The 12,758-nt window shown below is 68.5% G+C and carries 12 protein-coding genes and 2 pseudogenes; 11 read left to right on the forward strand and 3 right to left on the reverse strand.

Annotated elements, in window-relative coordinates; all coding sequences use genetic code 11:
- Window positions 1-333 (reverse strand): DUF2267 domain-containing protein (locus ADK64_RS40790; RefSeq protein WP_053667311.1); only part of this gene is annotated, 333 nt, incomplete at its 3' end.
- A gap of 101 nt (window positions 334-434) precedes the next feature.
- A complete protein-coding gene (locus ADK64_RS40795; protein WP_053667312.1) occupies window positions 435-866 on the reverse strand; it encodes an Hsp20/alpha crystallin family protein in 432 nt (143 codons plus the stop codon).
- A gap of 128 nt (window positions 867-994) precedes the next feature.
- Here ADK64_RS40795 and ADK64_RS40800 point away from each other — a divergent pair, with 128 nt between their 5' ends.
- Entirely contained in the window at window positions 995-1,627 is a 633-nt protein-coding gene (locus ADK64_RS40800) for a hypothetical protein (RefSeq protein ID WP_053667313.1), read from the forward strand.
- A 699-nt stretch (window positions 1,628-2,326) separates the two neighbouring features.
- The gene (locus tag ADK64_RS40805) at window positions 2,327-2,671 is read left to right on the forward strand and encodes a helix-turn-helix domain-containing protein (protein ID WP_053667314.1); all 345 of its coding nucleotides are present in this window, start codon (window positions 2,327-2,329) and stop codon (window positions 2,669-2,671) included.
- 1 nt (window position 2,672) lies between these two features.
- Here the strand turns inward: ADK64_RS40805 and ADK64_RS48285 are convergent.
- A pseudogene (locus tag ADK64_RS48285) lies at window positions 2,673-3,469 on the reverse strand (Tn3 family transposase).
- Between the two features lie 152 nt (window positions 3,470-3,621).
- Between ADK64_RS48285 and ADK64_RS49410 the strand changes: the two are divergent.
- The 9 genes and pseudogenes from ADK64_RS49410 to ADK64_RS40850 all read left to right on the forward strand — a co-directional run.
- Window positions 3,622-3,903: pseudogene (locus ADK64_RS49410) on the forward strand (hypothetical protein); the annotation flags it as partial.
- A 475-nt stretch (window positions 3,904-4,378) separates the two neighbouring features.
- Window positions 4,379-4,693 carry a tyrosine-type recombinase/integrase gene (locus ADK64_RS46890; protein WP_199829851.1) on the forward strand — a complete coding sequence of 105 codons (315 nt, stop codon included), beginning with the start codon at window positions 4,379-4,381 and terminating at the stop codon, window positions 4,691-4,693.
- A gap of 210 nt (window positions 4,694-4,903) precedes the next feature.
- Window positions 4,904-5,083, forward strand: coding sequence for a helix-turn-helix domain-containing protein (locus ADK64_RS48290; RefSeq protein WP_234384929.1), 180 nt, complete (start codon window positions 4,904-4,906; stop codon window positions 5,081-5,083).
- A 394-nt stretch (window positions 5,084-5,477) separates the two neighbouring features.
- Window positions 5,478-6,473 (forward strand): hypothetical protein, encoded by a 996-nt coding sequence (locus ADK64_RS40825; RefSeq protein ID WP_053667316.1) that lies wholly within the window; start codon window positions 5,478-5,480, stop codon window positions 6,471-6,473.
- A gap of 995 nt (window positions 6,474-7,468) precedes the next feature.
- A complete protein-coding gene (locus tag ADK64_RS40830; RefSeq protein WP_053667317.1) occupies window positions 7,469-7,672 on the forward strand; it encodes a hypothetical protein in 204 nt (67 codons plus the stop codon).
- An 11-nt stretch (window positions 7,673-7,683) separates the two neighbouring features.
- Window positions 7,684-8,370, forward strand: a complete 687-nt coding sequence (locus ADK64_RS40835; protein WP_053667318.1) for a hypothetical protein — start codon at window positions 7,684-7,686, stop codon at window positions 8,368-8,370.
- Between the two features lie 409 nt (window positions 8,371-8,779).
- Window positions 8,780-10,354, forward strand: a complete 1,575-nt coding sequence (locus tag ADK64_RS40840; protein WP_078993155.1) for a Mu transposase C-terminal domain-containing protein — start codon at window positions 8,780-8,782, stop codon at window positions 10,352-10,354.
- Window positions 10,355-10,414: 60 nt separating this feature from the next.
- Window positions 10,415-11,143, forward strand: coding sequence for an ATP-binding protein (locus ADK64_RS40845; protein WP_234384928.1), 729 nt, complete (start codon window positions 10,415-10,417; stop codon window positions 11,141-11,143).
- Window positions 11,144-11,146: 3 nt separating this feature from the next.
- Window positions 11,147-12,292, forward strand: coding sequence for a hypothetical protein (locus ADK64_RS40850; RefSeq protein WP_053667320.1), 1,146 nt, complete (start codon window positions 11,147-11,149; stop codon window positions 12,290-12,292).
- Window positions 12,293-12,758: the final 466 nt, after the last annotated feature.

Raw genomic sequence — 12,758 nt, forward strand, 5'->3', positions numbered from 1 at the left:
CCCTAGCAGGTCCTCGCCGGCCGTGTCGGCGACCGTGGACAGCACGGCGCTGACGTCCCAGGTCGCGGTCTGCTCGGTGGCGCCCTCGATCCAGGCTGCGGTCGCCCGCACGAACCGCTCCGGGGGCAGCGGTTCGGCGCTCTGCAGCGGGTTGAGCAGGATCAGGGCGAATTCCTCCGGGAGATGTGCCGCGAGCTGGGCGCGAACCTCGCCGACCAGATGCGCGCCGAGCAGGGCGAGCACTACACGGGCCGCGTGCTCGGCTTCCTCCACAGTGCCGTACTCGCCGCGCTCCTTCACGCGGTCGAGGAACGCTTCGCGTCGCAGAGTCATCTCGCCGCCACCCCTTCTTGTTCTTCGGCCTGCCCGCGGGGTGCGGAGGACGGGGTGAGGGGGAGATCAGGTGCCCGTCCTCCGCACCTGTCCGGCCGGTGTCAGCCGGAGATCTCCTTGTGGCCGGTCCCGACGCCGATGGAGATCTTGCGGGGCTTGGCGCGCTCGGCGATCGGGATGCGCAGGGTCAGCACGCCCGCGTCGTAGTCGGCCTTGATGTGCTCGGTGTCCAGTGTGTCGGCGAGCACGATCTGGCGGGAGAAGACACCCAGCGGCCGCTCGGACAGCTCCATCTGCACGTCGTCGGCCTTCGCCATCGGCCGGCGCTCCGCCTTGACCGTCAGCATGTTCCGCTCGACGTCGATGTCGATCGCGTCCGCGCTGACGCCGGGAAGGTCGAAGGCCACCACGTACTCGTCACCCTCGCGGTAGGCGTCCATCGCCATCGCGGCGGGCCGTGACCAGGTGCCGGTGCCCATCAGCTGCTGAGCCAGCCGGTCCAGCTCACGGAAGGGGTCAGTGCGCATCAACATCGTGAAAACACCTCCAGCAGGTTCAGGCAGTTACTGCCAATGCGCCTCACTGACACCGTTGTAACATGTCATCCAATGGATGACAAACACGATGTCATCTACATGATGACAATCCGAGGGAGGTGCCCGTGACCGCACCCGGCAAGCCGGTCTCCACCGACGCCGACGCCCACAGCCCGGCGTCGTTCCTCGCCGCCGCGGCGGCCCTGAAAGCCATAGACGACGCCCTGCGCGACGCCCAGCACGAGACCCCCGACACCCTCGGCGTCGTCGGGCCGGCCCCGGAGCAGGCCCTCGCCTCGCTGATGCTGCTGCGGCAGGTACGTGAGCGGCTCGCCGGATGGGAGACCGGCCTGATCGAAACGGCCCGGGACGCAGGCGCCAGCTGGGCCGACCTCGCCTCCCCCCTGGGTGTCGCCAGCCGCCAGGCCGCCGAGCGCCGCTACCTGCGCGGCCGCCCCGGCCCGGCCGGGACCACCGGCGAACAGCGCGTGACGGCCACCCGTCAGGCCCGGGCCGCCGACCGCAACACCGCCACCTGGGCCCGCCGCAATGCGGCCGACCTGCGCCGCCTCGCCGGCCAGATCACCGCCCTCACCGACCTTCCCCCCGCCGCCCGCCGCCCGCTCAATGAGCTCCACGCGGCCCTCGCCCACAACGACCCCGCCGACCTCATCGCCCCCCTGACCGCCACCCGCCCCCACCTGGCCGCCGCCCACCCCGACCTCGCCGCCCGGCTCGACACCCTCACTCCCCCCTGACCCCGGCCCGGTGCCCCGCAACAGCCCAGTCAGCCTCCGCCCCCGGGCGAACCCCCGATTGCCCTCGAAGTCCTGCGGGAGATCGTCCTCCGGGTTACGCCACCGGTTCGCCCCCGGCGCCCAGATCTCCCGCCGACGCAGCGCATCCCGCCAGCTGACCAGCACACACAGCTCGTAGAGGATGGCCAGCTTCCTCGTCCGCGCCTCGTGGGTTCGCGCCGGGGCATCACTCATGCAGATGTGTTTGCGGCAGAACTATACGCATCGAACCTGAAGAAAATCTGTCGCGGTCACAGTAGACATTGACTCGTCGCAGGGTTATTGTTTGCGTGTACCCAGGAAGTCGAGATGGGCACGGCAGAGATGAACTGCCGCGCATGCAGGTCAAGCAGGACGCCCCACGGGGGCTGCGAGCAGTATCCGCGTCATCCAGCAGTACGACCGTGTAGCCGAAGTAAAGGAGCAGACGCCATCAGGATCGCCCGGGCGAGGAAGCAGTCCGCTCGGGTACCGCAAGGCCCCGGATTGGAAGGTGGTCCCCGGTCACGCATCCGCGATCCCCGCAGCCCCGCCCTCCCGGGCGGAACCTGCGGACAAAGAAGGCCGGCGCAGTTCGCCGGTAGATGGTGTTGAAAGCTCGGGGCCCGGGTGCCGTACGGCACCCGGGCCCCCCGACGTGTCCCCTGAAAGAAGAGGTCTATGCCCCCTGCCAGTTCCCGTCCCGTCGACAATCTCGACGATGACGACTACCCCGCCTACACCATGGGCCGGGCCGCCGAGATGCTCGGCACCACCCCCGCCTTCCTCCGCGCCCTCGGCGAACACCTCCTGATCACCCCGCTGCGCTCCGAAGGCGGCCACCGCCGCTACTCCCGCTACCAGCTGCGCATCGCCGCCCGCGCCCGCGAACTCGTCGACCAGGGCACCTCCGTCGAAGCCGCCTGCCGCATCGTCATCCTCGAAGACCAGCTCGAAGAAGCCAGGCGCATCAACGAGCACCTGCGCACACAAGGACGCGAGTCGCAGTCGAAGAACTCAGCCTGAATCAGCACGCCGATCCTGGCAACACCGGCCAGCGGACGATGATGCCGTCACCGGCCGCGCCGCCGTAAGCACCCTCGATCAATCGTCCATGGACTTCATGATGCCGCCCCGGCCGCGGCCTTTCAGGCGGGGCCTGACCGAAGCCGGCCGCGGCCGGGTCCGCCTCGTGCAGCGGGGCGAAGTCCACGTCCAGCTTCGGGTCGTACGCCTCGGGCTGGATGCCGAGCTCGTGCGTGCTGTACTCGCCGAACCGGTTGATGTGCTCGGTCAGGTACGGCGAGATGTGCGCCAGGTCCTCCGGCTCGGTCGTCCAGCCCTCCTCCAGCAGCTGGCGGACGATCTCGGCGATGTCCAGGGCATTGTGAAAAATGACCGCGTTCGTGAGCAGAGCGTTGAATTTCATCGCCTTCTCCTGCTCGACCGGGTCGTTGTCGGCGATGACGCCGCGGTTGCCGAAGCCGACCCACTGGGAGAACCGGTTGAACGACTCGGGCGCAGCGGCGCGTCGGAGAGGTAGCGCAGCACGGTGCGGATCACGCGGCCGACCTCGCCGAACGCAGCGTACGTGGCGTTCTTCTTGGAGCCCGACCTCAGCCGCTTCAGCAGCGTGGAGGAGGAGATCGCCCCCTCGCGCACCGAGACGGCCACCCGCATCAGGTGCCGGAACTGCGATTCGATCAGGTCCCAGTCGATCACGTTCCTGCCCGGCTCTCCGAACAGGGCGTCGATGTGCACGTACTCGCTCTGCTTGCTGGGCCGGTAGAACGTCGAGTCCTTCCAGTTACGGATGCGGGGCATCAGGTCGAAGCCCAGCAGGCGGGCCAGCGCGAACGTGTGGGTTGCGGGGTTGGTGGTGAGGTGGGAGTTGCCTTTCTTCAGTTGTCTTGTTGATTTCTTCGGTGGTGCTTGCCTGGTTCAGGTGCTGCCTTAACCGGGTGGTCGTCGGCGTGATGGCGGTGGAGATCGCGGGGGAGAGGCCTTTTCTTCGGCTGGTGGAGGGCGGGCTCACCGACCTGGCCTGTGATGCCGGACGGGTACCGGATGTGTGGGTCTTCCAGGCCGGCTGCGTCCGCGCGTTCGCGAACACGTGGGTGGTGCGGGGCTTCGCTCCGTCGACGATCGACGCCTACTCTTCCCTGCTTCCACGGGTGCTGGCCCACTTCCAGGCGCCGGTGTGGCAGATCGAGCCTGCCCACGTGGACGCGATGCTGCACAGTCTGCTGCTCGCGGGCCGGACCGCGGGAACCAGACGCCGTTACCTGGACATGCTGCGCTCGTTCCACACGTTCGTACGCCTGCGCTACGCGACCCAGATCCACGCCCTGTACGGCGCGACGGTGGCCGATCCGCTGGACCGGTTCAACCGGCTGCGCCACGTCTGGGACGAGCCTTCTCGCCGGCTGCCGCCCACGGCCGGGCGCCTCGCCGCCTTCTTCACGTTCGCCCGCGCTCGGCTGGCCGTCACGTCCGACTACCCGGCCGCGGCACGGGACTACGCTCTGCTGCGCACGCTGTACCACTGCGCTCCGCGGCTCAGCGAAGCGCTCCGCCTGGATCTGTGCGACGTCCATCCCGGACTCGGCCCGTCCGGCAAGCTCCACGTGCGGTTCGCAAGGCGGCAGGCGCCTCGGGACCACGCCCGAGATGGGCTCCCATGCTCGACGGACTGGACCAGATCCTTGCCTGGTACCAGAGTGACATCCGCCTTTGTTCCCCGACACTGCCGCGCTGTTCTGCGACGCCTACGGCGAGGCACTGAAGCCTCAGACCGTACGCGACCGCCTCTCACGCCTCCTGGACAGCGAAGGCCGCCCCGAGAGCGACCGGTTCACCCCGCACGACCTGCGCCGTGCCTGCGCCACGCACCACTACGAACAGGGCATGGACCTGCTCACCGTCCAGCGGCTCCTCGGCCACCACCACATCGCCTCCACCATGGCCTACGTACGGCCCAGCCTCACCTTCGTCGAGGACGCCTGGCGCCGCGCCACACTCACCGCCGTCACCGGCCTGGCCAGCTGACCTGGGAGCCCCGGATGACCACACCCCCTCCTCTCCACGCCGTCGAACCTGCTGCTCCTGAGCCCGAGGCGGAATGGAAGCTGCGGATCGCCCCGGCACAGCGCGGCATCTGGACAGGCACGCAGCTGCGCTGCCTCCTGGCCGAGCGGGCCGGTCTCGCACTGTCCGCCGCCTCCGGTGTCCGCGCTGTTCACCAAGCAGCCCTCCCAGGTGAAGCTGTCCACTCTGGCGGCCCTGTGCGCAGCGCTCGACTGCACCCCGGGCGACCTGTTGACCTTGAGCGAACCCACCGCGTCCTCACCCCCCACGCCGCGCATCGCCCCCACCCCTGCTACGCCCACTCCGAAACAACCGCCTGGACCCCGTCACCGGTCCCTGCCACCGCTATGACCGCGCCCAACCCCGCCACGCGTCCGCCCGCGACCGTCGCCAGGGCGTCCCGGACCGTCAAGGACAACTCTCGGTCTGCCGCCGGCTGCGCTGGCTGCACCCGGACACGGGCCGCTGCGCCTGGTGCTCCCGTACCTGCACCCTCTGCGGTGCTCCACGACGGTCCACCCAGGATCTGTGCGCGGCATGCCGACGCCGCTCGGCCGGACAACCGGCCCGGGGCCCCTGTCAGCACTGCGGGCGCCGACGTACCCTCGACGCCGCCACCCAGCGCTGCCGGGCCTGTACCGATCCCGCCACCGCACCCCCGGCACGCTGTGCGCGCTGCAAAACCCTCGGGCAGTGGACCAAGAGCCTGTGCAGGCGCTGTTACGAGCACTCACCCCACACCGTCATGACCCGCGCGACCGGATGGGCCGAGCGCATGCCCGCCCCACCAGCCTGGTGGAACGACTTCGCCACGCACCTCGCCGGCCACCGCCACCCCATCTACGCGGCCGACATCGTCGCCACCACTGCGCGCCTGATCCTGACCACCACAGCCGGCGACCCCCGCACACTGCTCGCGCACGCCCAACGCAACGCTCCCGAACTCATCGGAGCACTCGCCGACTTCTTCCGTACTCACGGCCACCTCGACCCGCCACCGCACCTCGCCGACAGCCGGGCGGCAGCGCGCCGTGCCCGCCGCATCGAAGACACCCCCAGCCCACTGCGGGCCCAGATCGAAGGGTTCGCCAACTTCCTGCTGCTGCAACGCGAGCAAGCCCAGCAACTCGGACTGCACCCCAACCACCTGAAGACCATCGAGATCCGCCTGAACACCATCCGCGACCTGGCCCTCCACCTCCACCCCGAGGGACACATCAGCTGGGCGAGCGTCACCACCACCGACCTGGAATCCTTCCTCGCCCTGGCCCCGGACCGCCGCGCCTCCCACCTCGCAGGGCTGCGTCAGTTCTTCTCCTACGCCCACCGTTCCAAGGCCGTCCTCCACAACCCCACCGACCCGATAACTGCCGTGCAGCAGAGGGAACTTCACGGCCCCACCCGCACCCCCGGCCAGCAGCGCACCCTGTACGAACGATGGGCCACCAACCACGACATCCACCCACACGAGGCCTTCATCGGCCTTGCCGCCCTCCTCCACGCATCCACCATCACCGAACTGCGCCACCTCACCGACATCGACCCCCACCGCCACAGCGTCCAGTTCCCCGGCAGATCGGTACACCTTCCACTGGACGACACGACCTGGAAGGCGCTGCAACGCTGCCTGGAACACCGGCGCCAGCTCGGCACGGGTAACCCTCATCTACTCGTCACCCGGCTCACCCGGACACACCGCGGGCCCGCAGGTGATGAGTCGCGATCTTTTGTCAGTGGGTGACCGCGTGGGTGTCAGTTGGTGTTGTGGCTGGTCGGGTGCCTGGCTTCTGGGATTTTCGGTGCCGTTGCTGCGGTCTATGTGGTGACAGGCTTGCGGTTTTGGTGCTGTTGGTCTGGCGTGGTGTCTGTAGGCGTTTTGGTGTCTGGGGTTGGTGTTGGTCTGTCTCGACGTGGTTCAGGGCATGGTCGTTGTAGGTGGCGACGAGTGCTGCGAGATGCTTGAGACGGCTGCCATTACGTGGCTGTCTCTGCGGGGTGGCCAGGGGTGGTTCTTCCCCGTGGTGCCCGGCTGCGTGAAACGACTGGCGCTCCTGACCGGGGTTGGGCCAGGTTGTTTTGTGCTGATACGAGAAGAGCCGATGACTCATGGTCATCGGCTCTTCTTCTGGGCAGGCGCGCCAACACCTGCCCCTTTTCCCTGCGCGCGCCGGTTGGAGCCAGGAGCAGTCAGGGGCCGAACCCGTGACCGATCACGGGAGTTCGTATGGAGAGTGTTGCTTGTACGAGTCGGCCGTACGGCTCGATGCACGGCACGAAATTGAACCAACGCAGGTCAGCGCGAAAACGCTGACACAGCCTGTTTGCAGCCATCGCTAGGATCTCGTGCTGTGACCCTGCGTGACGTTCTGACCTGCACGGATGCGAATGCACCCGTGGGTGCATTGCCTGGTTGGCATGTGGTGGCTGTCCCCTTTTGGGTAGCGTCGGCCTTTTGGTGCGCTGGTGAACTTACGGCTTGACCGACTGTCATATCGGACGTAACGGCTGGGACACTGGCCGCCAGCAAGCCCATTCGTGTGCTGGGAGCGCCAACTCCCGCTAGCGCGCGGCATGGACGACACGGTTGGAGCCGATCAGTGCCGTCCGGCGATCTCAGGGTCGCCGGACGGTGGTTAGGGGATCCCTATGGGCGTCAAGCCCAGCGCGGCAGTTCCTGTTGCGGCCACTGCGCCAGCGTCGTCTGGCAGCAGCGCTTCCACGAGTGTGCGGTTCGGTATGGCCCACGCGCTCGTGATCAGCGTGTGCGTTATTACTGCCGCGGTCCTCGCCGAGCTGGGCATGAGCGTCAAGGAGACGCTTGTCCTCCTTGGCGGCGCCAGCGGCGTCGGTGCGACAGCCCTTCTGGCAGTGGTGACCGGCGGCGGTTCCGGCGGCCGGCTCAGCCGTCTGTTGCGCGCTTACCTCAGCTCAGGGAACTGAGGTAAGCCGCCATGGGACGTCCGGAGAAGCCGGTCGACCGCACGGTCCCGGCGTGTGCGAAGCTCGCCGACTTCCTGCGCGGTCGCAGGACCGTGGTCGGCCTGACCTATCAGGAGATGGCCGACCGCATGCATGGCATGCCCTCGGAGGCGACGTTCAAGCGCGCCGCATCTGGAGCCGTCGTCCCGGCCTGGGACACCATCAAGGCCTTCGTAGAGACCACCATCACGAAGGACGAGGAATTCAACGGTGACCTGGGTGTGGCCCTGGGGATGGCCCAGGAGCTATGGGTCCGGGCACGTCGTGCCACGCGGGCCCCGTACTACCTCCACAAGGCGCCCGATCCCAGCCTCATCGCCAGCCGCGCCGACCTGGGCCGGGCACTACGCGATCAACACGCGTGGTGCGGGGCCCCGTCACCCCGGGAGATGGAGACGAAGGCAGGCCTGGGCGAGCTGCCAAGCAGTACCGTCCGCCGCGTCCTTCAAGGGCGCATACTTCCCGTCAGCACCGAGCAGACCATCGCCTTCCTACTGGCCTGTGGTCTGCCTTCCACGAGTCTTACGAGGTGGAGGGACGGTGCCGTCCGCGCCGGGGTGACGAGCGAGGACCGATGGGACCAGGCATGCGCCAAGTTGGACCTGAACCGCCATGCCGAAACTTCGGCGGAGAGCGGGACTCTCCACCTCGCTGCATAGGCGAAGCATTCGCAAGCAGACAGCACAGCTCTGCGTACGGGGTGCGGGCGTCGGTCGGCCGGAGCGGATGTCCTGCCTTCGCCCGGCAGTGGCGAGCGTCCTTTCTGGTGGTCAGGGCCAGAAGGCGCAGGCACGACTCTGGGCGGTCATGGGTCCACGGTGATCCGCATCCTGAGCACCGGGATACGGCGGTCATGAGCCCTGGCTGCAACCCCGCGTATACAGCAGCAAAGCCGGTTCTGTCAGGGTTTCGCGGTTTGTTCTGTCAGGTGTGCGGTGTGCGCGCTGTCATGAGTGAGGCTCCGTGAGGTCTCGCGAGCACGAAGCCGGGACCCGGGGGATTCAGCGGGTGGAGGTGGTGGCGCTGTCGGGGCAGGAACTGCCGGCTGTGTTTACGCGGGCGCAGGCGGTGGAGCGTTTGCGGTTGCTGGATACGCGGGGTGAGCTGACCTCGGGACATGTCCGGCTGATCTGCTCAGCTCTGGGAGTGTCGGAGCGGACCGTGTGGCGGTGGCTGCAGGCAGCACGGACGGCAGGCCAGGCCGGCAGCATGCCACGCGACCGTTTCACTGTGACCCAGCACGTACGCCAACTGCTGGCCCTGTGGGGCGGGAACGTCGCGGCGGTGCACCGGGAACTGACCGCCGAGGCCGAAAGGGATGGTCAGGCCACGAGGGTCCCCTCCCTGGCGACGATGCAGCGCGCGGTGGTGCGGGATTTGTCGGCGGGGGAGCGGGCTGGTCTGAAGGGTGGTGAGGGGGCTCGTCGTCGGTTCGACGTGTATGGCATGCGCCCGCCGGTGCATCGCAACGCGTGCTGGGAAGGGGATCATAAGCGCATCCCGGTCCGTGTGGAGCTGGACGGCATGTCCGTGTGTCCGTGGGTGACGTGGTTCGTCGATGTGGCGACGAAGGTGATCACTGGTGTGGCCGTTACGCCGCATCAGCCTGCTCGGGATGCGGTGCTGGTGGCGTTGCGTGCGGGGATCAGCCGCACTGGTCCCTACGGTCCCTTTGGTGGGCTGCCGTCGCTGGTGCGGGTGGACCGTGGCAAGGAGTTCCTGTGTCGGGCGGTCATCCGGGCGTTGGGGGCTTTCGCGGTGCCGGTGGATGACCTTCCTGCGTATACGCCGTATCGCAAGGGCACCGTCGAGGCCCTGAACGGGGCGCTGGAGGAGATGTTGCTGGTCTCCTTGCCGGGTTACACGCGCCGGGCCCGGCCGGCCGGGGCGCACCAGGGCGATCCCGTCGATGCGCTGATGCCGTTCGCGGACTTTGTGAGGGTGCTGCTGGACTGGGTGGCCTGGTGGAATACCGAGCACCACCCGGCGGGCCTGGAGAAGGGGTGGACGCCCCGGAAGGCGTGGGAAGCAGACCCGACCCCCTTGGAAGACGTTCCTGAGGAGCAACTGGCGTTCTTCGCGCTGGAGGATGACGGCCGGATCCGGAAGATCACCACGAACGGGGTCACTTGGCGGCGCCGTGCCTACATCGCGCCGTGGATGGTCGGTCACGTCGGTACCCGCGTGCGGCTGCGCTATCTGCCGCACTACGACGGCGAGATCGACGTGTTCGACGCCGCCGACCCGGCCCGGCACCTGGGAAAGGCCTACCTCGCCCAGGCCGCAACGCTGGAGCAGCGCCGGGCACTCAGCTCGGTCAGAGAGAAGAAGGCCCGCGCGCTGAAGGCCGACTTGCAGGCGGCGGAGAAGCTGCGCCGGACCCGCTACACGGCCACGACCGCACCAAGCACGCCTCGTCCCCGGCGCACGGTCACCGGACAGCAGGCCCAGGAGGAGATCGCCCACGCGGGACAGACGGATTTGGCGGCCCGTGCACTGCCCGATCTGATCCCGCCCCGGGACCCGCCCGCAGGCTGGGCCCGCCCACGTTCCGCCTCTACCACGCGGCCGCGCCCTGTGCCCGACTCCCCGGCGGCAGACGGTCAGGCGGGCACCAAGGCCCCTCCAGACAGCAAGGAGTGACGTGAGATGCCCACCTCATCACGCAGGGGACGGTTGCCCGGGGAGCGGGAGGATCACTTCATGCGCCTGCCCGGTGCCCAGATCGTCTCCACGCGAGCGCTGCTGACGGCGAGGGAGAACGTCCGGGCGGCGATCGAGGCGAAGGCGATGATCTGTATCTATGGGCAGGCCGGTCACGGCAAGTCCTTCGCGGTGAACGCCTCGTTGCGCGAGCTGGCGCCGAAGCTGACCCGCCGGATCCAGTTCCGTGCCCGCCCTTCCACCCGGGACCTGCGGCACGAGCTGTTCCACGCACTCGGGCTGCCGGGCCGGCCGCCCTCGCACGCGATCGAGTTCGACCGGATGCTGCGCACCGCACTTCAGGAATCATGGGTGCTGGTGTGTGACGAGGCGCAGTGGCTGTCGAAGCTGTGTTTTGAGTACCTGCGCTACCTGCGGGACGACACCGACTCCGATCTGACGATTGTCTTCACCGGCGGCAACGGCTGTTTCGAGATGCTGCAGAGCGAGCCGATGCTCGAATCCCGCGTGTACTCCTGGCAGGAGATCGGCCGCATGTCCCTGGAGGAGGTCCTGGACGTCATCCCGGCCTTCCATCCTCTGTGGGCCGAGGCCGAGGCCGACCTGATCGCCCTCTGCGACCAGGAGGCCGCACACGGGAACTTCCGGGCCTGGGCGAAGATCACCCATCACCTCATCACCGGGATGAGGGAGAGCGGCCGCAAGCAGGTCGACGAGGAATTGCTGCGCTGGGCCTACAGCAAACTCAGCACCCGCCAGGCCGCATGAGACATGCCGGCCTGCCCCCACCCGCCGCCCGTCACGCTGGTCATGGACCCGCGCGACGACGTCACCCACACCCGCGCGGCCCTGGCCGCTCACGACCCGGCAGGCGGCCGCGTCACCGTCCACCCCACCCCCGCGACCGGCTCCACCCTCACCCTGGCCTGCGACATCCTCGCTGCACTTGGCAAACCCGCCCCTCTGACCGCCTACCCCGCCACCGACCCCAGCCCCGCCTGGACCCTGTGCGCGGCCTGGATCCTCGCCATCCCCGTCACCCACCTCACCGTCCTGCGCGCCCACCTCCTTCACCAGCGCTGCCTTGCCGGCCTGATCGCACTGCGCTCCTGCACCGGAGTACGCCTCACCCTGGTATGCCACCAGCGAAGACTTCCCCGGGCACTGAAACGCGCTCTGGCCTCGACGCAGCACCAGGTCGCCGACGCCGAAGCGGTGCTCGCCCAGCCAGAACCTCCAGCCGACAAGCCCGGGACCGGTGTCCTGCGGCGGCGGTGGATCAGCCTGCCGGCCCTGACCACGCTGAAGTCCTTCGAGGACAGCCCGGCGTGCGCCTGTACTGCGCCACCGGCCAACCAGCGCGGCTTCACGCCTCCCATCATGCCTACACTGACCGAGCAGGAGGTCGCCCGGCGCCTCCACGCCGGCACAGCCCATCCCCATCTCGCGGCCGAGCTCGCCACCGCATGCTTCACCGCCGCCTCGACCAGCCAGCTGGCCACCGCCCGCGTGCAGGACGCCGCCCTGGACGGCAGTACGGTGACGCTCCATGACCGCCACAACGTCCGCCAGGGCTGCATGACCCACATCGTGCCGGCCTGGGCACGCCCCCTCCTACGGGCTGCGGCATTCACCCATCTCCTGGCCACCGGTACCAGGGACGACCGCCTCTTCACCGACCCCCTGGGCTCGACACGAGTACCGTTCCTGACCGACTTTGCCGAGGAGTGCAGACTCCGCCCGCCCCAGCCACCACGCCCCAGGCGGCGCAAGAACACTCGCAGAAAGCCACTGCCGCCGACCGTGTGGCCCCTCAGTAACGCCCACCACTACCTGCCCTGGGCCCTGCCCGAAGTCATGCAGGGCTGCCCCCAGCCACCCGGCTACAAGCCCAAATGCGCACCGTACGTCAGGTAGTGACTGGCGATCAGCACGCATACCGGGCACACAGTTGACCTGTCCTCATCCGCGCCCGGAGACCAGGTGAACCGGTGCCGCACCCATGAAGCCTGCCCAGGTGGCGCGTTGCGTGATGCTCCGAGTTCACCCGTGCGGGAGGTACCGGAACGGTCTCCTCCTGCGTACTCTCTGCGGTGGCCGCCGCGGATCCGCGCACCGGGCCGGTGACACACGGCTCCACTTGTTCGGCGGCAGTGCAGGAGCCTCGTCCCGGGGGCCGTGATCTTTTCCAGATCCAATCCGTGACGCATTTTGAAGCACTAGAAGCCGAACCTCTGTACAGAAACTCCAGCTCTCGACAGGCCGCATCTTGACGGCCAGTCACTCCCCCCCACGCTCCGCCCGCGGATGACCGTGCAGCCCCCGACCGCCCTCACCTCTGCCGCATGGGCCGTAAGGCCCGTCGGGTGAGCCGCGCGAAGCG

This window comes from Streptomyces sp. MMG1121 (genome assembly GCF_001280015.1).
GTDB lineage: Bacteria > Actinomycetota > Actinomycetes > Streptomycetales > Streptomycetaceae > Streptomyces.

Coding starts and splice junctions, on each gene's coding strand:
- ADK64_RS40805 (WP_053667314.1), top strand. CDS start 2,327: ATGCCCCCTGCCAGTTCCCGTCCCGTCGACAATCTCGACGATGACGAC.
- ADK64_RS40795 (WP_053667312.1), bottom strand. CDS start 866: ATGTTGATGCGCACTGACCCCTTCCGTGAGCTGGACCGGCTGGCTCAG.
- ADK64_RS40845 (WP_234384928.1), top strand. CDS start 10,415: ATGCGCCTGCCCGGTGCCCAGATCGTCTCCACGCGAGCGCTGCTGACG.
- ADK64_RS40830 (WP_053667317.1), top strand. CDS start 7,469: ATGGCCCACGCGCTCGTGATCAGCGTGTGCGTTATTACTGCCGCGGTC.
- ADK64_RS40850 (WP_053667320.1), top strand. CDS start 11,147: ATGCCGGCCTGCCCCCACCCGCCGCCCGTCACGCTGGTCATGGACCCG.
- ADK64_RS40825 (WP_053667316.1), top strand. CDS start 5,478: ATGACCCGCGCGACCGGATGGGCCGAGCGCATGCCCGCCCCACCAGCC.
- ADK64_RS40835 (WP_053667318.1), top strand. CDS start 7,684: ATGGGACGTCCGGAGAAGCCGGTCGACCGCACGGTCCCGGCGTGTGCG.